At 65.9% G+C, this 21,398-nt stretch carries 20 protein-coding genes, 1 tRNA gene and 2 pseudogenes; 8 read left to right on the top strand and 15 right to left on the bottom strand.

Annotated elements, in window-relative coordinates:
* Window positions 1-11 precede the first annotated feature (11 nt).
* Window positions 12-968: an amino acid ABC transporter permease gene (locus ACT86A_RS18625; RefSeq protein WP_445093425.1), complete on the bottom strand. Its 957-nt coding sequence runs from the start codon at window positions 966-968 to the stop codon at window positions 12-14.
* A gap of 4 nt (window positions 969-972) precedes the next feature.
* A complete protein-coding gene (locus tag ACT86A_RS18620; RefSeq protein WP_445093424.1) occupies window positions 973-1,896 on the bottom strand; it encodes an ABC transporter substrate-binding protein in 924 nt (307 codons plus the stop codon).
* A 380-nt stretch (window positions 1,897-2,276) separates the two neighbouring features.
* Between ACT86A_RS18620 and ACT86A_RS18615 the strand changes: the two genes are divergently transcribed.
* Together ACT86A_RS18615 and trxA are read left to right on the top strand one after the other, a co-directional pair.
* Window positions 2,277-2,885, top strand: coding sequence for a 2'-5' RNA ligase family protein (locus tag ACT86A_RS18615; protein WP_445093423.1), 609 nt, complete (start codon window positions 2,277-2,279; stop codon window positions 2,883-2,885).
* A 48-nt stretch (window positions 2,886-2,933) separates the two neighbouring features.
* Window positions 2,934-3,302: a thioredoxin gene (gene trxA, locus ACT86A_RS18610; RefSeq protein ID WP_445093422.1), complete on the top strand. Its 369-nt coding sequence runs from the start codon at window positions 2,934-2,936 to the stop codon at window positions 3,300-3,302.
* Window positions 3,303-3,465: 163 nt separating this feature from the next.
* Here the strand turns inward: trxA and ACT86A_RS18605 are convergent, their stop codons facing one another.
* A complete protein-coding gene (locus tag ACT86A_RS18605) occupies window positions 3,466-3,903 on the bottom strand; it encodes a 2-isopropylmalate synthase (protein ID WP_445093421.1) in 438 nt (145 codons plus the stop codon).
* A 422-nt stretch (window positions 3,904-4,325) separates the two neighbouring features.
* On the opposite strand from ACT86A_RS18605, the gene ACT86A_RS18600 reads away from it, so the two are divergent.
* Entirely contained in the window at window positions 4,326-4,637 is a 312-nt protein-coding gene (locus ACT86A_RS18600) for a DUF6191 domain-containing protein (RefSeq protein WP_445093420.1), read from the top strand.
* 336 nt (window positions 4,638-4,973) lie between these two features.
* Window positions 4,974-5,867, top strand: coding sequence for an aminoglycoside phosphotransferase family protein (locus ACT86A_RS18595; protein ID WP_445093419.1), 894 nt, complete (start codon window positions 4,974-4,976; stop codon window positions 5,865-5,867).
* Between the two features lie 72 nt (window positions 5,868-5,939).
* Here the strand turns inward: ACT86A_RS18595 and ACT86A_RS18590 are convergent, their stop codons facing one another.
* Both ACT86A_RS18590 and ACT86A_RS18585 read right to left on the bottom strand, forming a co-directional pair.
* Entirely contained in the window at window positions 5,940-6,332 is a 393-nt protein-coding gene (locus ACT86A_RS18590) for an HIT family protein (RefSeq protein WP_445093418.1), read from the bottom strand.
* A gap of 143 nt (window positions 6,333-6,475) precedes the next feature.
* The gene (locus tag ACT86A_RS18585) at window positions 6,476-7,228 is read right to left on the bottom strand and encodes an IMP cyclohydrolase (protein WP_445093417.1); all 753 of its coding nucleotides are present in this window, start codon (window positions 7,226-7,228) and stop codon (window positions 6,476-6,478) included.
* 84 nt (window positions 7,229-7,312) lie between these two features.
* Between ACT86A_RS18585 and ACT86A_RS18580 the strand changes: the two genes are divergently transcribed.
* The 3 genes from ACT86A_RS18580 to ACT86A_RS18570 all read left to right on the top strand — a co-directional run bounded on the left by ACT86A_RS18580 (window position 7,313) and on the right by ACT86A_RS18570 (window position 9,321).
* Window positions 7,313-7,579 carry a recombinase family protein gene (locus ACT86A_RS18580; RefSeq protein WP_445093416.1) on the top strand — a complete coding sequence of 89 codons (267 nt, stop codon included), beginning with the start codon at window positions 7,313-7,315 and terminating at the stop codon, window positions 7,577-7,579.
* Between the two features lie 205 nt (window positions 7,580-7,784).
* Entirely contained in the window at window positions 7,785-8,264 is a 480-nt protein-coding gene (locus tag ACT86A_RS18575; RefSeq protein ID WP_445093415.1) for a bleomycin resistance protein, read from the top strand.
* A gap of 10 nt (window positions 8,265-8,274) precedes the next feature.
* The gene (locus ACT86A_RS18570; protein ID WP_445093414.1) at window positions 8,275-9,321 is read left to right on the top strand and encodes an IS630 family transposase; all 1,047 of its coding nucleotides are present in this window, start codon (window positions 8,275-8,277) and stop codon (window positions 9,319-9,321) included.
* A gap of 185 nt (window positions 9,322-9,506) precedes the next feature.
* Here ACT86A_RS18570 and ACT86A_RS18565 read toward each other — a convergent pair whose 3' ends face one another.
* The 8 genes and pseudogenes from ACT86A_RS18565 to ACT86A_RS18530 form a co-directional block, all read right to left on the bottom strand.
* Window positions 9,507-10,265, bottom strand: a complete 759-nt coding sequence (locus ACT86A_RS18565; RefSeq protein ID WP_445093413.1) for a class I SAM-dependent methyltransferase — start codon at window positions 10,263-10,265, stop codon at window positions 9,507-9,509.
* 130 nt (window positions 10,266-10,395) lie between these two features.
* A complete protein-coding gene (gene polA / locus ACT86A_RS18560; protein WP_445093412.1) occupies window positions 10,396-13,134 on the bottom strand; it encodes a DNA polymerase I in 2,739 nt (912 codons plus the stop codon).
* A 359-nt stretch (window positions 13,135-13,493) separates the two neighbouring features.
* Entirely contained in the window at window positions 13,494-14,189 is a 696-nt protein-coding gene (locus ACT86A_RS18555; RefSeq protein ID WP_445093511.1) for an ABC transporter ATP-binding protein, read from the bottom strand.
* 192 nt (window positions 14,190-14,381) lie between these two features.
* Window positions 14,382-15,335 (bottom strand): annotated as a pseudogene (locus tag ACT86A_RS18550) (ABC transporter ATP-binding protein); the annotation flags it as partial.
* The gene (locus tag ACT86A_RS18545) at window positions 15,332-16,750 is read right to left on the bottom strand and encodes a branched-chain amino acid ABC transporter permease (RefSeq protein ID WP_445093411.1); all 1,419 of its coding nucleotides are present in this window, start codon (window positions 16,748-16,750) and stop codon (window positions 15,332-15,334) included. The gene ACT86A_RS18545 and the pseudogene ACT86A_RS18550, both read right to left, overlap by 4 nt.
* On the bottom strand, window positions 16,747-17,784 hold the full coding sequence (locus ACT86A_RS18540) for a branched-chain amino acid ABC transporter permease (protein ID WP_445093410.1): 1,038 nt from the start codon (window positions 17,782-17,784) through the stop codon (window positions 16,747-16,749). Before ACT86A_RS18540 ends, ACT86A_RS18545 begins: the two co-directional genes overlap by 4 nt.
* 88 nt (window positions 17,785-17,872) lie before the next feature.
* A complete protein-coding gene (locus tag ACT86A_RS18535) occupies window positions 17,873-19,114 on the bottom strand; it encodes a branched-chain amino acid ABC transporter substrate-binding protein (RefSeq protein ID WP_445093409.1) in 1,242 nt (413 codons plus the stop codon).
* A 189-nt stretch (window positions 19,115-19,303) separates the two neighbouring features.
* Window positions 19,304-19,921, bottom strand: coding sequence for an ANTAR domain-containing response regulator (locus ACT86A_RS18530; RefSeq protein WP_330231888.1), 618 nt, complete (start codon window positions 19,919-19,921; stop codon window positions 19,304-19,306).
* 223 nt (window positions 19,922-20,144) lie between these two features.
* On the opposite strand from ACT86A_RS18530, the gene ACT86A_RS18525 reads away from it, so the two are divergent.
* Window positions 20,145-20,231 (top strand) — tRNA-Leu (locus ACT86A_RS18525).
* Window positions 20,232-20,274: 43 nt separating this feature from the next.
* Here ACT86A_RS18525 and ACT86A_RS27550 read toward each other — a convergent pair.
* Window positions 20,275-20,582 (bottom strand): annotated as a pseudogene (locus tag ACT86A_RS27550) (tyrosine-type recombinase/integrase); the annotation flags it as partial.
* A 127-nt stretch (window positions 20,583-20,709) separates the two neighbouring features.
* Window positions 20,710-21,216 carry a hypothetical protein gene (locus tag ACT86A_RS18515; RefSeq protein WP_445093407.1) on the bottom strand — a complete coding sequence of 169 codons (507 nt, stop codon included), beginning with the start codon at window positions 21,214-21,216 and terminating at the stop codon, window positions 20,710-20,712.
* Window positions 21,217-21,398: the final 182 nt, after the last annotated feature.

Below are 21,398 nucleotides of genomic sequence, written 5' to 3'. Positions count from 1 at the left end.
CTCGGTGTCGCTCATTTCGCTGTCTCCACCTGCGCGTCGGCGAGTTCCTGCAGCTGCTTGCCGGTCAGCTGCCGGGAGACGCCGCGCGAGTAGTAGCGCTCCAGATAGTATTGCCCGACCATGAGCACGCTGGTGATCGCCAGATACCAGGTGGCGGTGACCAGCAGCAGCGGAATCGGTTGGAAATTCACGCCGTAGATATCGCGGGCCCGGCCGTAGAGGTCGGTGCTCAGCGGAATCGCCGTGACCAGCGCCGTGGTCTTCAACATGCCGATGAGCTCGTTGCCGGTCGGCGGAATGATCACCCGCATGGCCTGCGGCAGAACGGTCCGGCGCATGGTCTGGCTCCAGGACATACCGAGCGCGATGGACGCCTCCCGCTGCCCTTCGCCGACGGAATTGATCCCCGCCCGGACGATTTCGGCCATGTAGGCGGCCTCGTTGAGTCCGAGGCCGATCACCGCGAAGGCGAACGCCGCCTGCAGCCCCTGCACGTCGAGCTCGAAGAATTGCGGTCCGAACGGAATGCCGAGGTGGATCTGCCGATACAGCGACGGGAACAGTCCCCAGAACACCAACTGCACGAACACCGGCGTACCGCGGAAAATCCACAGGTACACCCACGCCGAGGCCCGCAGGACCGGGTTCGGGGACAGTCGCATCACAGCCAGTGCCGTTCCGAGCGCGATGGCGATGGCCATTGCGAGCACGGTCAATTCCAGCGTCACGATGGCGCCGGCGGTGATCCGGCTGTCGAACAGATACTTCGCATAGGTATCCCAGCGATACGCCGGGTTCGTGGCGGCGCCGTAGACGAACAGCGCCGCAAGCACCAGGATGAACGCCGCTGCTATCCAACGACCGGGCCTGCGCAGCGGCACCGCCTTGATCGGCTCCGGCTCGCGCGTCGAGTCCGGCCCGCCGGGCCCGGCGGCACCGGGCGCCGGGCGGGTGTCGTTGTCGGCCATGTGCTCAGCTCACGGCGCCGTTGCGGACAGACTTGGTGATGGCGCCGTCCTGGACACCCCAGTTTTTCGTGATCTCCAGGTACTTGCCGCTATCGATGAGGTGCTGGACGGCCTGCTGCAGTACCGCCGCCAGCGGCGCGCCCTTGGCCACCGCCCAGCCGTAGGGCGCGGAATCGAACACCGGGCCCGCGTTCTCGATCTTGCCGGCGCTTTGCTTGATCGCGTACGCCGTCACCGGGGAGTCGGCCGACATGGCGTCGACCTGACCGAGCACCAACGCGTTCGTCGCGGCGCTCTGCTCGTCGAACGGCTTGATGTCGATGGCGGGCTTGCCCTCGGCGACGCACTTGGCGCTCTTGGCGGGCACCTCGTCGGTGTGCTCCACGGTGGTGGCCTGCACGGCGACCTTCTTGCCGCAGGCATTGTTCGGGTCGACCGGCTTGCCACTCTGCTGGGCCCACTGGATGCCCGCGTTGAAGTATGTGGTGAAGTCGACCTGCTGCTCGCGTTCCTTGGAGTCGGTGATCGAGGACATGCCCACGTCGTAGGTGCCCGCCTGGATCGCGGGGATGATCTTCTCGAAGGCCGACTCGACGTATTCGGCCTTGACGCCGAGCACGGTAGCGACCGCGTCCATCACGTCCACATCGAACCCGACGATCCGGCCGCCGGCGTCCTTGTACTCGTTGGGCTGGTAGGGGATGTTCACGCCGACCACGATCTTGCCGGACTGTTTGATCTTGTCAGGAAGCTGCGCGGCGATCTCGTCGACCTTGTCCACCTGCACCTTGGGCACCGAGGGCCCGGATTCCTCGGTGTTGGTGGTACAGCCCGTCAGCACCAGTGCACCCGCGGCGAGCACACCCAGTCCGGCGCGCAGAGCACGCCCACCGGGAAACGACCAATCAGACACAGCAGCCCTCCACATTTCGGATACACGCAACCTGGGTGCCATCACCTGTTTGGCAATCTAAGCGAACGCAACGGTTCGCGCTGGAGAGTCTCGAACTGCGTCACGAAGTCGTTGCGCGGCGCGCGGTGGTCCACGGGTCGGCGCTCGGCCGCGACCGACTGTCCTGCTCGATGAACAGCGGCTTTTGGGATGCGGACCGGCTGCACGAGCGACCAGAGCATGCGCCTGCGCGGTCGGCGCTGAGCACGTGCACATTTCAGCGTAAATCCCGGCCGATGGTCCGATCAGGATCGCGCTGAGCCCAGAGGTTTTCGATATTCCGCTAACGCTTGTGCACCCTGGCGCACACCTGCTCGGTGAATTCGCTCGTCGAAGCCTGTCCGCCGAGGTCGGCGGTGGCGATTTCCCGCCGGCGCGCCCGGCTGCTGGAAGCGGCCCGCGGACACGCCGGTTGCGGCTACCTTCGGAGGACCATGGTGCAGTCGGTCGAACTACTTCTCGACGAGGCCGCCGACACGGAGATCCGCCGGCAGTGGCAGATGCTCGCGGAGGCCGGCGTGCGCAGTCTCGCCGCGCGTACCGACGAAGCCAATCGTCCGCACATCACCGCCGGGGTGGCCAGGCAGATCTGGCCGCGCATCGAGCAGGTGCTGGACGAGCAGGTCTTCGCACCGATCCCGGTGCGGCTCGGCGGCGTGGTGGTCTTCGGTGCCCGCCGTTTCATCCTGGTGCGACTGGTGGTCCCGACCGAAGCGCTGCTCGCGCTGCAACGGCGGATCTTCCACACGATCTCCCCATGCCCCGGTATCCCGGCCAACCTGTATCCAGACGCCTGGACACCGCACATCACGCTGGCCAGGCGCGTGGCACCGCACCAACTCGGCGAGGCGATCCACGCCGTGGCGCGGGACCGCGATTTTCCGGCGACCGTGCTGGGTATCCGTCGATGGGACGGCGATCAGCGGCGCGAGTGGCCGGTGGGCCGGATCCGGCGTGGAAGATAACCGAGGCAGCTCGTGTTGTAGCTGGCACACCGAAGACGAGAGGACGTCATGGCCACCCAGACGCTGACCCAGCAGAATTTCGACGAGATCGTCACCGGAAACGACGTGGTACTCGTCGATTTCTGGGCCGAGTGGTGCGGTCCGTGCAAGAGTTTCGCACCCACTTTCGAGGCCTCTTCGGACAAGCACCCCGACGTGGTGCACGGGAAGGTCGACACCGAAGCCGAACAGGGCCTCGCGGCAGCCGCCAACATCCGCTCGATTCCGACCATCATGGCCTTCCGGGAGGGCGTGCTCGTGTTCGCACAGCCCGGTGCGCTGCCGCCCGCCGCGCTCGACGATCTGGTCTCCCAGGTCAAGGCGCTGGACATGGACGAGGTGCGCAAACAACTGGCCGAACAGCAGGCCGGTCAGTAGTGGGCGCAGCGCGGTAAGTTACTGCGCCGCAACGACATCGGCGCAAGCCCGGACACGGAGTGCCGGTAGCAGGAACGCTGTAGCCGGGCCCGGTCTCGTATCGGGCCCGGCGCAGGCTTGGACTACCGGCGGACTATCTCCCCGCGGTATCGAAGATTTCGGATCAGGCAGTCCCGAGCAGGTTGACGCCCGCGATCATCGCGCGAACAGTCGACTCGGCGCTGTCGTCGGCCAGGGCCGCTCCCCAGCCGCGCCGGCCGTTGCACTCGCACTGCACGAAGGTGGCGGTGCCGCTCGCAGTGCGCCGCTGGTGAAACTGCAAGATCTCCACGGGGAACCCCTCGTCATAGAGAGCCGAGGTCATCGCCGCGACCGGGCTGCCTGCGGCGACAACGGTCCGCAGGTGCCCGGCGAATTCGACGGTGGCGGTGAACTCAGCGGTACGGCTGCCCGCAGGTGACCAGTCACCGAGCCGGATCGGGCCACTGTGCTCGCAGTAGTGGCGGTGGAACTGCGCCGAGGTCAGACCTGCGCTCTCGGCCCGCAGGCCTTGGGGAGCGGCGGCGTGGAAAGCGTCGGTATCGAGAAACAGGATGGTCATTGACAGTAGGTCTTCCCGAAGAATGTCGTTGCTCAGTTGACAGAGGGGACCAGCACTAGCAAGTCGAGACAGCCGCAGCGAGGGGCCGGCCCGAATCAGACCCCGCTACGGCGGGTTACTACGAGAATTCGACGACGCTGTGCCACCATCGCGGTAAGCGGAATCAGCCGGGCGCGAACCTCCGGTTCGGCGATAGCCGACGCAACCACGGAGGGCCCGTTGAGCGACGCCATGGACACAGCGCGGTCGCGGAAGGCGACACGCAGCGCTGTGTTGTGGCGATCTGCGGGATTCGGCACGCGTTCGAGGATAGGGATATCGCGGCGCGATAGCAACCATTTCCGGTGCACGATTTGTCTACTGACGAGTACTATTCGCGCAGTTCAGGACGTTGCGGGGGATCGTAGCGTAGCGTCGGCGGCATGGGTCTCGTCGCCATGACCATCCCGGGCCTGTCCCTGCTTCTCATCGCGCTTGCCTTCGCCGAAGTCGCGTGGGCAAAAATCACCGGAAGCCGCGTACTGCCCTGGACCCGCGAACGGTCGGGACCTCCGCTGGCTGCCGCGGGCTTCGAAGAGGTGACCGCGTTGTTTCAGGGCGCGAAGCATCACGAATTCGAGCAGCGAATGACCACGCTGATGCATCGGGAAGACAAATCCGATGGCGCGCCACCGCGCGACGAGGTGGATCTCGCCGGCGGTTCGGCGCGCCTGGTGCGGCGGCTGCCGGGATGACGTGCCGCGTCGACAGCCCGAATCTCGCTGTGGCGCTGCAACACTCTTTGCGCCAGCGGGCGGCTTCGTGCAGAACACCCGTGGCGACATCGAAGACCCCGGATCGTGTTCTTGTGCGGCACGAATGGACTGGTGACGATGCGCGCGATCGGGTTGGCACACATCGCACCGGTGGAGTGCATGTATTCGATCGCTGCGCTATTTGTCGACGGTTTCGCGCCAGATCCTCGCCAGCGTGTTGGTCGTGGTAAGGCGGGTGAGTCGTGGGCGGCGAGCTCTCGGTCGGCGATGGAAATTGGGTTGCCGGGGCTGATGGTTCAGGTCCAGGATGACTTGGTGGGTGATGTTCCCGTCGATGGTCGTGCCGGGATCGACGCGGTATTGGTTGAGTGCCTGATCCGGACGCAGTTTCCGCAGTGGGGTGATCTGCTGGTCTCGCCGGTGCCTGCGGACGGCTGGGACAACCGCACCTACCGTTTGGGCGCGGACATGTCGGTGCGGCTGCCGACCGCGGCTGCCTATGCGCCGGCAGTAGCGAAAGAGAGCGTCTGGTTGCCTCGGCTGGCACCGATGCTGCCGGTCGCGATCCCGACGGTGCTCGCTGTGGGAGCTCCGGACTATGGATATGCGTTCTCCTGGTCGGTGCGTGATTGGCTGCCCGGCGACACGGCCGACCGGGCCGCTATCGGCGATATGACCGAGTTCGCTGCCGACGTTGCGGAGTTCATTTGCGCGCTGCAGCGATGCGATATCGGCGGCGCCCCTCTAGCCGGCGCGCACAGCTTCTACCGCGGGAGCCACCCAGCGCAGTACGACGAGCAGACCCGGCGCTGCCTACAAGTGTTGGCCGAACGTGTCGAGGTTCGACGGGCTACCGAGGTCTGGGAGTCCGCTCTGGCGGCAGAGTGGACCGGGACCCCGGTGTGGTTCCACGGCGATATCGCTGCCGGCAATCTGCTGGTAGCCGAGGGGAAATTGACGGCTGTCATCGACTTCGGTACTTGCGGTATCGGCGACCCTGCCTGCGATCTGGTCCTCGCCTGGACGATGCTGTCCGCGGACAGCCGCGCGACGTTTCGCCGAGTACTCGCCCACGACGATGACACGTGGACGCGGGCGCGAGGCTGGGCGCTGTGGAAAGCCTTGCTCACCCTGATCGAGGCCCCAGACCACGACCACGAGATCACCAGTCTGCGGATCATCGACGAGGTCCTGACCGACGATCTGTAGCCGGCAGCGTTGATGCTGCGTCGACGTCATGTGTCGCGCGGTTCCCTGTGGAAGTACAACCGTGGAAGCACCTCAGCCTGGCAATGCCGCAGCCAGTTCGGCGCACAGCGCATCCAGTCCGGATGCGAGGATCCGAGGCGCATCCGGGGAATCGGCGTTGTGCCACGGCACATGCCGTGCGGTGCTGGATGGGCGAGTGAAGACATGCTGGTGAAGGTGGACACCTGCCACACTCAGGCCCGCGACGAAGGTGAAGACGTGGGCGGGTTCGAGGACCCGGCGCAGGGCGCCGATCGACGAGCGGACAGCGCGGGCAAACGCTACTGTCTCGGTGTCGTCGAGCAGATCGAGGGTCGCAACGTGGCGGCGCGGCTCGACGAACAGGTACCCCGGCCGCACCCACTCGCCGGCCGCAGGCCGGTGGGTCACCACCACGAGGTCATCGGCATGAATCACCGGGCTCATCAGCGGTCCGGTCCCACGGTGTTTGTCGCAGATCACGCACCCCCGCATGTGAGTGACGATACCCGCTCTGGCAGCGAGCACCCAAACGGCAGGACCCGGTAGAGCATCGAACATCGACGGCACCTCCAGCGGGCCGGAGGCACTCACGTGGTGGCGCTGCCGGTGCCGGCCTGAAGAATAAGCGGGTCGTGGCGGCCGATGAATCGGCCGTCACGAAGGTCCCCGGCCAGCGGGACCACCGCGACCGCGACCCGCAGCTCCGGATCCAGACCATCCCAGATCCGCTCGAGCAGGTCCGGCCACTTCGTATCAATCTCTACAGCGACCGGTTGCCCGCTGGTCAGCACCGCAGTGGTGTCTCCGGCGTACGTGGTCGCCGCGTACGCCTCGCCGCCGGCCAGCGCCGGGACATGCACCAGGCGGTGTTGCGAGGACGGCGCATCCGGCCAGCGCGAGTGCGCCACCACGCCGGACACGATCACCTCCCGCACCCCTGCGCCGTTCACGACTGCGGTCGCGGTGATGCGCGGGGTCAGGATCGGCGGGTCCGGCTCGCACTCCAGCGCGGTCAGCGCCTCCCACATCGTCGCTCCGGCCGAGAAATTCGCCACGACTTCGCCCACCTGGGTACCGTTGCCGACCACGATACGGAGGCCATTCGTTCGCATGATCGCGACGTAATGCCGCAGCGGATCCGCTGGGCCCGCGCTGGTCTCGACGATCTCGAGCTCGTCCGGACCCACGACCATCCGCCGCGCTCGGCTCGCCTCGCTACGCCCGGTCAGCCAGTACGCCGCGAAACCCTCTCCGGCGCAATCGCGCCCGAGCACGATCCCGCGGCCGGGGTACCGATACCGCACAACGAATTCATCGAATCCCAGGATTACGGAGGCCATGGCAGCAGAGTCTAGGGGCCACCCGGCATCGTGATAGGACCGGTGAATGGAAGCAACCGGGCTCGATGAAGGGACGTTGTGGTCATGGCCGAACTCGTCTACACACGGGTGTCCACCGACGAGCAGAGCACCCTGCGTCAGACCCACCTGCTCGCCGACCCGGCCACTTCCGCCAAGATCCCCGCGCTCGACCGCGCCGGCTTCCGCCGGCTGGCCGGATACGCGCGCCCTGGTGACCGGCTCACCGTGTCCGAGCTGTACCGGCAGCGCGGCGACCTCGCCGACATCCTGGCCGGCCGCGACTGGTGCCAGCGCCACGGCGTGAAGCTGCGAGTACTCTCCGGGGCATGATCGGCAATGCCGCGCAGTTCGGGGTGTGGGCTGGGTTGTCAAGCCGGGGTGTTGGATTGGTGTGTCGTGAGATGGAACAGCGGAACTGCTGGGGGATGTCCGCAGCCGAGGAGTTGGAGCGTCGTGCCGGACGAAAGCCCACCGGGCTTGACACTTCGCGAGATCGGAAGTCTCCATCGGTTGAAGGATCTGAGAGCATGACGACGTGAATTCCACCGCAACCGAACCCGCACTCGTTCCCGAGCTTCTCGTCACCGACACGGCGAGGAGCATCGCGTTCTGGTGCGGGCTCTGCGGATTCGAGATCAACTATCAGCGCGCGGAAGAGGGCTTCGCATACATCTCGCGCGGCACGGCCCACATCATGCTCGAACAACGCGGCATCGGTCGGAACTGGATCACCGCCCAACTCGATCGGCCTTTCGGGCGCGGAATCAACTTCCAGGTCACCGTCGCCGACCTTGCGCCGATCCTGTCCTCACTACGCGAAGCGGACTACCCACTGTTCATGCCACCGGAAACGAAGTGGTACCGCGTCGGTGACACCGAAGAAGTAGGAGTCCAACAGTTCCTCGTCGCCGACCCCGACGGATACCTCATCCGATTTCAAGCCGGGAGCGGCCGACGGAGAAATCGGGCGACGCCAACGGTTATTGATTTGAAACGAATCGGTTGCGCTGGTTGATGTTTCGGGTGTGGGTGATGATCTTCGGATGGATATGCGCAGGCTTTCCCCTGGTCAGCAGGAGGCGGTGCGGAAGCGGGTGATGGCCGCGCTGCTGGATGGGATGACGTCCGGTGAGGCGCAGCGGGTGTTCGGGGTGTCGGAGGGCTCTATCCGTAACTGGCGCAACCGGTTCGCCGAGAAAGGTGCTGATGGCCTGGACTCGGGCCGGCCGGGGCGGCGGGCCGGGGAGAAGACGAAATTGACACCGTCGCAGGCCGAGGCCCTGGTCGAGTCGTTGACTGTGTTCACTCCCGAGGATCTGAACCTTGGTGGGCTGTTGTGGACTCTGCGGAAAGTCGCCGAGCTGGCACGGCGACTGTTCGGCGTCACCTACACCGAGCAAGGTATGGGGAAAGTGCTGCGCCGCATGGGTTTCACGTTCCAGCGCCCGGACCGGCGCGCGATCGAGGCCGACCCCGAAGCCATGCGTGTATGGGTAACGCAGACGTATCCGCAGCTGGCGGCGCGTGCCAAGCGGGAGGGCGCGATCATCCTGTTCGGTGACCAGGTCGGCGTTCGCAGCGACCATCTGTCGGGCCGTACGTGGGGTCGCAAGGGCCAGACCCCGACCGTGGCCCGGAGCGGGAAACGGCTCTCCCTCAACGCGATGTCGACGATCTCCCCGCGCGGTGACCTGAACTTCACCCTGTTCAAAGGCCGGTTCGCCACCGAACAGCTCCTCGACTTCCTCGCACGGCTGCTGGGTCAGCACACCCAGAAGATCCACCTGATCCTCGACGGCCACCCCGTGCACCGATCCCAAGCGGTCGCAGCCTGGGTCGCCGAGCACGCCGACCAGATCGAGCTGCACTTCCTGCCCCCGTACGCACCGCACCTCAATCCCGACGAACTGGTCAACGCCGACCTCAAACGCACCCTCACCGATCAGATCATCACCAGCCGCGACCAGATGCACACCGCCGTCCGCTCGTTCTTCCACCGTGTCCAGAAGCTCCCCGACCGCGTCCGCGGCTACTTCCAGGGCCCGCACACCGCCTACGCTTCAACCAATTAGTTTCTTGTCAATAGCTAACGCCCCAAATGAGGACGGGGCTGGGCTGGCCACGCCTGGCTGACTTCAGACCACTCGAAAACCAATACTTACCAGTTCCAGGAAGCTGCCGAGCGGACGCTCAGCGGCCGGTGTCTCAGCGCAACATGCGGCGACGGTTCAGGCGGTCCCGGCTGCTACACCCTGTATCAGGCGTCGGGAAGTGTGTTGCGTCGCAGCACGATCAGTGGCGTGACATAGTGCTCGGTCACCTGCCCCCCGAGTTCGTCCACAGCGCGAGCTGCCTCATCCACTTCGGCGGCCTCCCAGTTGCTGAATGTGGTGAACAGATCGCGGATCTGGTCGGTCCGCATGCCGATCGACCAGGAGAAGTGGCGAATGTGCGTGGTGACGAAATGCCCACTGGAGGCCAGGCGAGCTGCCCACGCGTGGGTGTCGAGTTCACCATGCCCGCGTTGTGGATTTACGGCTTCGCGGCGGGCCACGATCTGGGCGACTCGCTCGCGAAACGGCGTGATCGAGACTGTTGGGTCACCGAAGGCATTGCGCCACACAGCGAAATGGCCGCCGGGGCGCAGCACGCGATGCAACTTCGGGACGACCACCTCGAGATCGAACCAATGCACAGCGGTCGCCGCGACCGCGAGATCAAAGACTGCCGCCGGCAGCTCAACCTGCTCGGCCGTGCCGACATGCACGACTGCCGCCGGCCAGCGCCGGCGCAGACGATCGGCCAGGGCGGGGCCCGGTTCGACCGCGTCGACCGACGCGCCCGCCTCGAGAAGCGGCCCCGTGGCCAGTCCAGTACACGCACCGAGATCAATCGCCCGGATCCCTGGCCGCAGCAACCCGAGATCTTGCAGCTCGGCCCACACAGCAGCCGGATACCGCGGCCTGGCCCGGTCGTAGACCTCAGCGTGGGCATCGAAATGCAGTGGACCAGGCACTTTGAACACTCTAATCCGATTGTGGCCGACCCCGGACACCGCGTTGAGCGGACATCACCGGAGTAGCGGACCCGCTGGCGCGGCCTGGTGCTTCGACCGCCACCAACATCCGCCGCGGGCTGCGCTTTCCTCAGTGCGCGGCAGCGTCCCAGCTGCGACCGACACCCACGGAGACCTCCAACGGCACGGATAGGGCGATCGCCGAGGACATCTGTTCGCAGGCCAGCGTTTCCAGCGCCTCCCGCTCGTCTTCGGCGACCTCGAAGAGCAGTTCATCGTGGATCTGCAGCAGTATCCTGGAACGCAGCCCGGCCGACCGCATCGCCCGGTGCACGTTGATCATCGCGACCTTGATGATGTCGGCCGCGGTGCCCTGGATCGGGGCGTTGAGCGCCATCCGCTCGGCCGACTCCCGGCGCTGCCGGTTGCTGGAGTCCAGATCCGGCAGGTAGCGGCGGCGGCCGAACAGCGTCTCGGTATAGCCGACCTTGCGTGCCTGCTCGACCACCTCGTACAGGTAGTCGCGGATCCGTCCGAAGCGGGCGAAGTAGACGTCCATCTGTTCCTTCGCCTCGGTGGTGCTGATCTTCAGCTGCGCCGACAGGCCGTAGGAACTCAGCCCGTAGGCCAGGCCGTAGGACATCGCCTTGATCCGGCGGCGCAACTCCGGCGTCACCTGGGCGATCGGGATGTCGAACGCTTTCGAGGCGACGAAGCTGTGCAAGTCCTCACCGGAGTTGAACGCCTCGATCAAGCCCTCGTCGCCGGACAGATGTGCCATGATGCGCATCTCGATCTGGCTGTAATCCGCGGTCATCAACGACTCGTAGCCGGAACCGACCACGAAGGTGTCGCGGATCAGCCTGCCGGTGTCGGTGCGAATCGGGATGTTCTGCAGATTCGGGTCCGTCGAGGACAACCGGCCGGTCGCCGCGATCGTCTGGTTGAACGTGGTGTGGATCCGGCCGTCCTCGGCGACGCATTTGAGCAGACCGTCGACGGTGACCTTGAGCCGGGTGGCGTCGCGGTGCGCGAGCAAGTGCTCCAGGAACGGGTGCTGGGTCTTCTCGAACAGCGACTCCAGCGCGTCCGCGTCGGTGGTGTAGCCGGTCTTGGTGCGCTTGGTCTTGGGCATGTCCAGTTCGTCGAACAGCACCACCTGCAGCTGCTTGGGCGAGCCGAGATTGATCTGCTTACCGATCACCCCGTAGGCCGCGTCGGCCGCATTGGTGACCCGGTCGGCGAATTGCCGCTGCAGCGTCGCCAGCTGGTCGGTGTCCACCGCGATGCCCGCGTCCTCCAGCGTGGACAGCACGCCGAGCAGCGGCAGTTCCATATCGGCGAGCAGCGGCGTGGACTCGATCTGGTGCAGTTCCTGGTCCAGCGCGTCGGCCAGGTCGGCGACGGCGCGAGCGCGCAGCATCTGCGCCCGCGCCAGCTCCGCGTCGACGGTGTCCTCCTCGTCGAGCAGCGACAGCTGCGCGGCCTCGGCAGCCTCCGCGCGCAGTTCCCGGTGCAGGTAGCGCAGCGAGAGATCATCGAGATTGAACGTGCGCTGGCCGGGGCGGACCAGATAGGCCGCCAGCGCCGTATCACTGGTCAGGCCGCCGAGGGTCCAGCCGCGGCCGCGCAGTGCATGCACGGCGGCCTTCGCCTCGTGCAGCGCCTTGGGCACGGCCGGGTCGGCGAGCCATGCGCCCAGCGCCGCCTCGTCCGCCGGAGTGAGCACGGTGACATCGATGTAGCCGCTCTCGCCATCACCGGCCGCGATGGCGAGCGCACGCACATCACCCTGCGCCGGGATACCGGTTCCGACAATCGAGACACCGTGGCGCACACCCGCTTTCGCGTGCTCGGCGAGCCACGCGGCGACGGCGCCGATCTCCAGCGCGCCGCCGCTGATCTCGAAGCCGGCCTCCGCTTCCGGCTCCGGCGGGGCCAGCGTTTCGAACAGCCGATCGCGCAGCACGCGGAACTCGAGATCGTCGAACAGTCGGTGGATCTTCTCCCGATCCCACGGCCCCTGCGCCAGCTGATCGGGCGTGTACGGCAGCGGCACCGCACGCATCAGCTCGGTGAGCTGCCGATTGAGCACCACACTGCTCAGGTTGGCCCGCAGTGCGTCGCCGACCTTGCCCTTTACCTCGTCCACCTTGTCGACCAGGGCATTCAGATCGCCGTACTCGCGGATCCATTTGGCGGCGGTTTTCTCTCCGACACCGGGAATACCCGGCAGGTTGTCGCTCGGATCGCCGCGCAACGCCGCATAGTCGGGGTACTGGATCGGTGTGAGGCCGTACTTGGCCATCACCTCGTCGGGGGTGAATCTCGTCAGATCGGAGACACCCTTACGCGGATACAGCACGGTGACGTTCTCGTCGACCAACTGGATGGCGTCCCGGTCGCCGGTGACGATGAGCACGCGGAAACCTTCGGCCGCCGCGCGCGTGGTGAGTGTGGCGATGATGTCGTCGGCCTCGAAGCCATCGATCGCCATCACCGGAATGCCGAGCGCACCGAGGACGTCCTTGGTGAGTTCGACCTGCCCGCGGAACTCGTCCGGCGTGGTGGCGCGGTTGGCCTTGTACTGCGGGTACGCCTCGGCACGGAAGGTCTGGCGGGACACGTCGAAGGCCGCGGCGACGTGCGTCGGCTTCTCATCGCGCAGCAGATTGATCAGCATCGCGGTGAAGCCGTACACCGCGTTCGTGGTCTGCCCGGTGACCGTCTTGAAGTTCTCCGCCGGTAGCGCGAAGAAAGCGCGGTAGGCGATCGAATGACCGTCCAGCAGCAACAGCGTCGGCCGGTCTCCCCCGGGGTCGGACGCGGTGGCGGAAGGCTGGGCAGTCGTCGGTGAACTCACGGGCATGAGTCTAGGGACCGGCACCGACAAGTGGTGACCCGGACACCCGGCGCAACGGGATCAGCGCACGCGCCCAGCGCAGGCAAGCCGTGGAGGATGACGCCGCAGGTCGTCGCGACGCCGACCGGACCGCATCGCCCAGCACGCTCGGATGATAGTGCAGGTTCGGTTGCCCGGCGGCGAGCCGTTGCTCGGCGCCCCGCCCACCTCTCGCGGATCGTGGCGACGTTGCACGGCCGAATCTCGCCGAAACGGGTGACGTGGCATATGACTACGGCCTGCGCTCCCACCGGGAGCACAGGCCGCAGCGGGCACGTTATGGACGCAGCCGGACGACGTCCGCCGACCGCCTGCGCCGGTAGCCGCTACCCCACACCGAGATAAGCCGACTTCACCGCGGGATCGGTGAGCAATTCGCGGCCGCGGCCGGTCTTGGTGACCTCGCCGGTCTCCATGATGTAGGCGCGGTGGCTGCGGGCCAACGCCTGTTGCGCGTTCTGCTCGACCAGCAACACGGTGGTGCCCTGCTGGTTGATCTCGCTGATGATCCGGAATATCTGCTGGATCACCATGGGCGCCAGGCCCATCGACGGCTCATCGAGCAGCAGCAGCCGAGGCCGAGCCATCAGCGCGCGGGCGATCGCCAACATCTGCTGCTCACCGCCGGAGAGCGTGCCGCCGACCTGTTTGCGCCGCTCGAGCAAACGCGGGAACAGCTCGAAAACCCACTCCAGGGTCCGGTCGTACTCGGCCTTCTGCTTGAAACCCCGTCCGTAACAACCCATGTCGAGGTTCTCCTGCACCGTCATACCGGGAAACACGCCCCGGCCCTCCGGCGCCTGGATCAGTCCCCTGGTCACCCGCTCGTGCGCCTTCATCTGGGTGATGTCGCGGCCCTCGAACAGGATTCGCCCCCGGGTCAGCGGCAGCAGCCCGGACATGGCACGCATGGTCGTCGTCTTACCCGCGCCGTTGGCGCCGAGCAGCGTAACCAGTTCACCCTCCGCGACGGTCAGCGAAATTCCATGCAGCGCTTGAATTCTGCCGTAATTGACGACCATGTCCTCGACTTCGAGCAGCGGAGCATCGGCGGGCTTGCCGGGCGGCGCCGACTGCGCGGACGTCGGATTGCCCGGCTGCGCCTGCTGCGACCCGGACCGGATATCGTCGGCGGCCGCATCAGTTCCCGCTGCAGAACTGCCGGATGCGCCAGCGGTACCAGCGGATTCGTCTGCGGCAGCGCCGGCGGCGCCCACCTGGGTGTCCGGCACGCCGAGATATGCCGCGATCACGGCCGCGTTGTCCCGAATGTCGGCGGGCAGCCCGTCGGCGATCTTGCGGCCGAACTCCAGCACCACGATCCGGTCGGTCACGCCCATCACCAGGCGCATATCGTGCTCGATCAGCAGCACCGTGAACCCGTCGTCGCGGATCTTGCGGATCAGATCCATGAGCGCGGACTTCTCGCTCGGGTTGAACCCAGCCGCCGGCTCGTCCAGGCACAGCAGCTTCGGCTCGGTGGCCAGCGCGCGAGCGATCTCCAGGCGGCGCTGGTCGCCGTAGGAGAGGTTGCGCGCCTTCTCCACCGCGCGCGGCGCGATACCGACGAACTCCAACAGCGCCATGCCGCGTTCGATGGCGTCACGTTCCTCACGCCGGTGCCGCGGCGTCCGGAACACCGCACCGGGCACCGAGGTCTTGTGCCGTGCGTCGGTGCCGACCACCACGTTCTCCAAGGCGGTCATCTCACCGAACAGGCGCACGTTCTGGAAGGTGCGCGCAATGCCGAGGCGAGTGATCGCGTTGCGCTTGGTCTTCGTCAGCGGCTTGCCGTCGAAGTACACCAGTCCGGCGGCGGGCTGGTACACACCGGTGATCGCGTTGAAGCAGGTGGTCTTACCCGCGCCGTTGGGACCGATGAGGCCGAGAATCTCGCCGCGGCGGATCTCGAAGCTCACGTCGTCCAGCGCGGTGAGACCACCGAACCGCACCGTCAAGCCATCGGTACGCAGCAGCGGTTCGCCCACTGCCGTCTCGATGACGCGATGCGGCGCGACGACTTCCGCGACCGTCCCGGAATCGGCGAGATCCGGGATCACCGCGGTCACGTCCACCGTGCCCACCCGCTCGACCGGCTGCTCCGGCGCGTAACCCGCCGCCATGTCCTCGTTGTCGAACAGTGCGTCGCCCGCACCCGGGCCGGTCATCGCCCGGCTCCGACCAGCTCACGGGCCGCCGGTCGGCGCACCGCCTGATATACCTGCCTGCCGTAGGTGAGCAGCTTCTGCCGCACCGGGAACAGACCCTGCGGACGCAGAATCATCATCACCACCAACGCGATACCGAAATACAGATACTTGAGGTCACCCAGCGATTGCGCGCCGCCTTTGCGGAACAGCAACACACTGCCGAGCAGCAGCAACCCCAGCACACCGGTCGCCACCATGCCGGTGATCACGCCGCGTCGTGGCCACCGGCCCAGCCGGCCGGCCCACAGCCGCCAGGCGACGATCAGCACGACGAACACCGCGACGTCGATGGCCAGCAGGACGTACCCGGTCGACTCATTGCTCACCAGGTTCACCGATTGCAGCCGCGCGGGCAGATAGGCGATGACGAACGCGCCGAAGATCACGCCGAGCTTGTTGCCCTGACCGCCGATGACCACAGCGCACAGGAACAGCATCGAGTTGATGATGTTGAACCCGGCCGGATTGACGAACTGCACCTGTCCGGCGTAGATCGCGCCGGACATGCCGCCCACCGCGGCGCCGATCATGAACGCCCACAGCTTGAATTTGAACGTCGGCACACCCATGATCTCGGCCGCGTCCTCGTCCTCCCGGATGGCCACCCAGGCGCGGCCGACCCGGCTGCGCTCCAGATTGCCCACCACCAGCAGCACGAGCACCACCAGCGCCATGCCGAACCAGTACCAGTAGGTGCCGTAGCCGGCCCGGTCGAGGAGGTTCGCGGCATCCGGGTCGCCGCTGTTGCCACCGGAGAACACACCTTCCGGCCTGCTCTCGGACGCGCCGATATGCGGATAGGCCACGCCCGACAGACCCAGGCTGCCGTTGGTGAGCTCGGTGAGGTTCTCGGCCAGCAGCCGGACGATCTCACCGAAGCCGAGCGTCACGATCGCCAGGTAGTCACCGCGCAGGCGCAGCGTCGGCGAACCGAGGATCAGACCCGAGACCGCGGTCACCGCGACCGCGATCGGCAGGCAGGCCAGCCACGCCCACTGCGGATCCAGCCAGCCGCCGTCGGTCTGGTTCCACGGACTGTTGGGGCTGGTGAGCAGCCCGACGGTATAGGCGCCGACGGCGTAGAAACCGACGTAGCCGAGGTCGAGCAGGCCGGCCTGCCCGACCACCACATTGAGACCGATGGCCAGCAGCGCGTACATCGCCACCTGCGCCATCACCAGGCCGAAGTTGTAGGAGGGGGTGTTCAGCAGCGGCGGCGGAAACAGCGGCAGCAGCGCGAGCAGGAACAGGATCGGAACGCCGACCCCCCACTGCGCCGGCCTGCTCAGACCCTCCCACCAGGTGCGGATCGCATCGCCGAGGCCGCGGCGCGCTGCCTCGGGCGCGGGCGCCGTCTTGGTCGTGTCGATCATGCGCGTGCCCTTCCGAGACTCTCCCCGAGGATGCCGGTCGGGCGAACCATCAGCACCAGAACCAGCACTACGAACGCGACCACGTCACGCCATTCGGTGCCGAACAGGATCTGGCCGTACTGCTCCACCACACCGAGCAGCAGGCCACCGAGAAGCGCACCGCGCAGATTGCCGATGCCGCCGAGCACCGCGGCGCTGAACGCCTTGATGCCGAGGATGAATCCGCCGGAGTAGATGATCCCGTTCGGGATCTTGAGCGTGTACAGCATCGCCGCCGCGCCCGCGAGAACGCCGCCGATGAGGAAGGTCAGCATGATGACCCGTTCCCGCGACACGCCCATCAGCGTCGCGGTATCCGGGTCCTGGGCCACCGCTCGGATTCCGCGGCCGAATTTGGTCTGGTTGATCAGGATCTCGGTGACGATCGCCAGCACGACCGCGGCGATCACGATGAGCAGCATGATGTTGGTGACATCCGCACCGCCGAAACTGAACTGCACGGTGGGCTCGACGAGCCGGATCGCCTGCTGTGCGTTGGTGCCGCCGAGGTCCGGGCGGATCTTCGGCAGCACGAAGTGCACCAGTTCCTGGAGCACGAAAGACATGCCGATCGCGGTGATCAGAAAGGCCAGCGGTTTGGCGCCCCGCTTACGCAGCGGACGATAGGCCACCCGTTCCAATCCGACGGCCGCGCCGCCGGACACCAGCATGCCGACGACCATCGCCAAGCCCAGATAGACGACGGTGAGCACGACACCCTGGGTATAAGCATCGGGGCTGGCGACGAATCCGAAGATCATCAACCCGAGCAATTGCCCGAACAGGCCGAGCATGAAGATTTCCGAATGGGCGAAATTGATCAGCCGCAATACGCCGTAGACCAAGGTATAGCCCACAGCGACCAAGGCGTAGATGGCGCCATAGGTCACTCCGTCGACGGTCAGTCGCCAGAAGTTATCTATCAACCCTTCGTAGTTGAAGTCGACCGAGCCACCGAAGAGTTGTGCTCCATCGGCCAATGCCATTGAGTTCATTTACTTCTGCCCTCATCCTTTCGCCCGCCGAACAACGGCACGTACCGGGGCGCCATCCCAGTACGTGCCGTGCGTCCGAGATTCGGGGCTACTTGACCTCGTAAACCCAGATCAGCGCGTTCGACAGCTCACCATTCGGATTCCACTTGTACTGACGCGCGAGGCCGGCACCGTCGTATGTCCGCACATACCCGAGCAGATCCGGGCGGGTCACTTTACCGCCGTCGATGCCCTTGGCCAGGATGGTGGTCAGGTCGTAGGCCTCGACCGAATAGACACCGGGCGCCTGACCGTTCAGGGCCTTGTAGTCCTCGGCGAATTTCTCCGGCGCGGGACCGCACGGGCACGACAGCTTCGCGCCCTTGGCCGCGCTGCCCGCCTGCGCGACGAACTGCGGGTCGTTGGTGCCGTCCGCGGATACGAAGACCGCCTTCACGCCACCGGACTTCAGTTGCTGGGCCAGCGGCGCGGCCTCGGAGTAGTAGCCGGAGTAGAAGATCGCGTCCGGATTCGCGGCCGCCACCTTGGTGACCGTCGCGGAGAAGTCCTTGTCGCCCTTCTTGATGCTGGCCGCGCACGCCGGGTCGGCCGCGGCGCCGAGGCCCTCGGTGATCGATTTCGCCAGGCCGGTGCCATAGTCGGTGTTGTCCTGGATGACACAGACCTTCTTGTAGCCCGCCGTGTTGACCAGGTACTTCGCCACCGACGGGCCCTGCACGTCGTCGTTGGCCAGGCCGCGGAAGAAGGTGGTCCAGCCGTTCTGCGTCAGTGTCGCGTTGGTTGCCGACGACGTGACCGAAACCAGGCCCGCGTCGCTGAGGATCTTGCCGGTCGCCTTCGTCTCGCCGGAGAACGCGGGGCCGACCAGGCCGATGATCGACTTGTCGTTGACGATCTGCGGGATCACCTGGGTGGCCTTCTGCGGGTCACCCTCGGTGTCGAACTGTTTGAGTTCGATCTTGCATCCGGGGTTGGCTTTGTTGTGCTGATCGAGGGCAAGCTTGACGCCGTTGACGATATTGATGCCGAGCGCGGCATCCGGACCGGTCAGCGCGCCGGCCATGGCGATCGCGGTACCCGGCGCACAGGTCGCTTTACCGTCGCCCGCGGGATCGGCCGCCGCGGCCGCATCGGCCTTCGGCACCTCTTTACCCTGCTGGTCGACCTGCAAAACCGGCTGAATGGACAGGCCACCCGCGCCGTTGGTACCCGAGGAATCCGAACCGCTGCTGGTGGATTTGTCGCTACAACCGGTCAGCACCAGCGCGGCGGCAGCGCCGACGGCCAGAAAAGCTATCGTCGAGCGACTGCGCCATGTCGAACTAAGCACGTTTCACCTCATCTAGTTCTGTGCTCCCCCGGATCGCCGAGGAGGCCGACTACGTCAGCCCGGTCAGAACATAGCGTCGGTACGTTAGATCCGCATCACATTCGGGTCATGCGCGCGACATTGTGTCGAATCCTTGTTCACGATCATGTTTCGACTGTGTAAATTTTCCGCCGTTACGCGGCGGCGACGTCACTTCGGTGTCAGATTCTCCAACACGACTTCCGCGACCGCCTTCATGGTGGTGCGCCGATCCATTGCCGTGCGCTGAATCCACTTGAACGCCTGCGGCTCCGACAGGCCCTGGGTCTGCATCAGCACACCTTTTGCGCGCTCGACCAGCTTCCGCGTTTCCAGCCGATCGGCCAGATTCGCCACCTCGCTCTCCAACGCGGTGATCTCATGGAAGCGGCTGGCCGCCAATTCGATAGCGGGCACCAGATCCGATTTGGTGAACGGCTTCACCAGGTAGGCCATCGCACCCGCGTCCCGCGCCCGCTCCACCAGGTCACGCTGGCTGAACGCGGTCAGAATAACCACCGGCGCAACACGTTTGGACGCGATCTCGGCCGCCGCGTCGATCCCGTCCCGGCGCGGCATCTTGACGTCCATGATGACCAGATCCGGCCGGTGCTCGACCGCGAGGTCGACCGCCTGCTGGCCGTCGCCCGCCTCGCCTACCACGTGATAACCCTCTTCGGTCAGCATCTCGACCAGATCCATGCGAATGAGCGCCTCGTCCTCGGCGACGACGACCCGCTTCGCCCCGGCGTCCCGCTTCGTGCCGGCGCCCCCAGCTGCTGTGCTCATAGGTAGACCCCTCTGGTTTGCGATGCCTGTACCCGACACGCCGAAAATATGCCGCGATCGCACTGACGACCACCAGCCGATCACCGGACTGCCGAGTGATGTAGAGAGTACCTATCACTTCAGCATAGAACGCATATACCCTGCGTAAACCGCGTCAGGCCGCCGTCTGCACCAGCCCATTCGCTTCCGCGGCACCCCACCCGCTATAGTTTCCACCCGGTGCGCCGAGTTGGCGGAACTGGCAGACGCGACGGTCTCAAAAACCGTTGTCCGAAAGGACGTGTGGGTTCGAGTCCCACACTCGGCACCAAGGTAGTGGGCGGTTTTTCCGATCCCGCCCACATTCCCTCCACTCACGCAGTCCGCAAGTAGTCCGCAGCTGCCCGCGCTCCAGCGTCCATCCCATCGGCCACGGCGTCGAGATCGTCCGGGAACAGGTGCCCGTAGAGGTCCAGGGTCAACGTCGCCGTTTGTGCCCGAGCATCCGCTGAACGACCTTGATGTTCGCCCCAGCGCTTATCGCGAGCGACGCGGCCGTATGACGCAATCCATGCGGCACGACTCCAGCCAGCCCAGCGTCCTTCACGGCCTGATCGAACACCCACCGGAATTCCGTCGATGCCAGGTAGCCGCCCTTGTGGTTCAGGAACGGTAGCGCATCCGTTGAGCCTCAACAGGTTCGACACTTCTCCGGTCGGTCCAGGATGCGCGCGGGTGACGGTCTTACCCGTATAGGCACGATCGGCGTATCGCCCGGCTGTGGTCCGGCCACCGGAAAGTCCTCGCAGTCAGTATCCAGGCTCACCACCAATAGCCAATCGAGCCGCTGCCTCTGCGGGGGTGTCGCCGTATCCCGGCCGCGCCACGAGCGCCGATTGAAAGAAGTAGCCCTGCGCCTCGTCCGGGTCGTCATCCGCTGCGAACGGTCGCCACAACGCAAGGTACCGCTCAGGCGAGGTGAATCCATCGTCGTCTTCATTCTCCCGCAGGTCGATATGACGACGAAGCCGTTCTACCACCTCCAGTGCGGGCAGGCCGAAGACATCGACGCTGTGATAACGGACCACGTCTTCCTCACTGGGAGACCAGACCTCGATCGCGTTGACTTTGTTGCCGGTCGGACCAGCTCCGAAGTGCACACTGAAACCGAGCCCACCGGGCAAGTTCAGCGCCACCTCACCATGGGTTGCGGGCTTCAGCGGACCGAGTGTTTCCAACGCCGCCCGCGCTTCGTCCGGCGTCATCCCGAGCCTCAGCGGACCAACCCCGTGTGGCGGATCGAGTACAAATTCCATCCGCCGATCATGGCAAACTGCAACCGAACCCCATCGAGCAGTTCGAAACCGAGCTGACCTGCGCGGTTAAATTGCTGAACGAATCCAACGACAGACAGAGCCGTAGGCGGGTCGTTGTGACTCAGATGGTGCAGACGCCTACGACGCCACGGTCAGCCCACGACCCCGGCGGCTGTGAGGTA

It is taken from the genome of Nocardia glycosmidis, assembly GCF_052545115.1.
The sequence above is the reverse complement of the archived record's forward strand: the minus strand, read 5'-3'. Positions and strand labels throughout refer to the sequence as shown.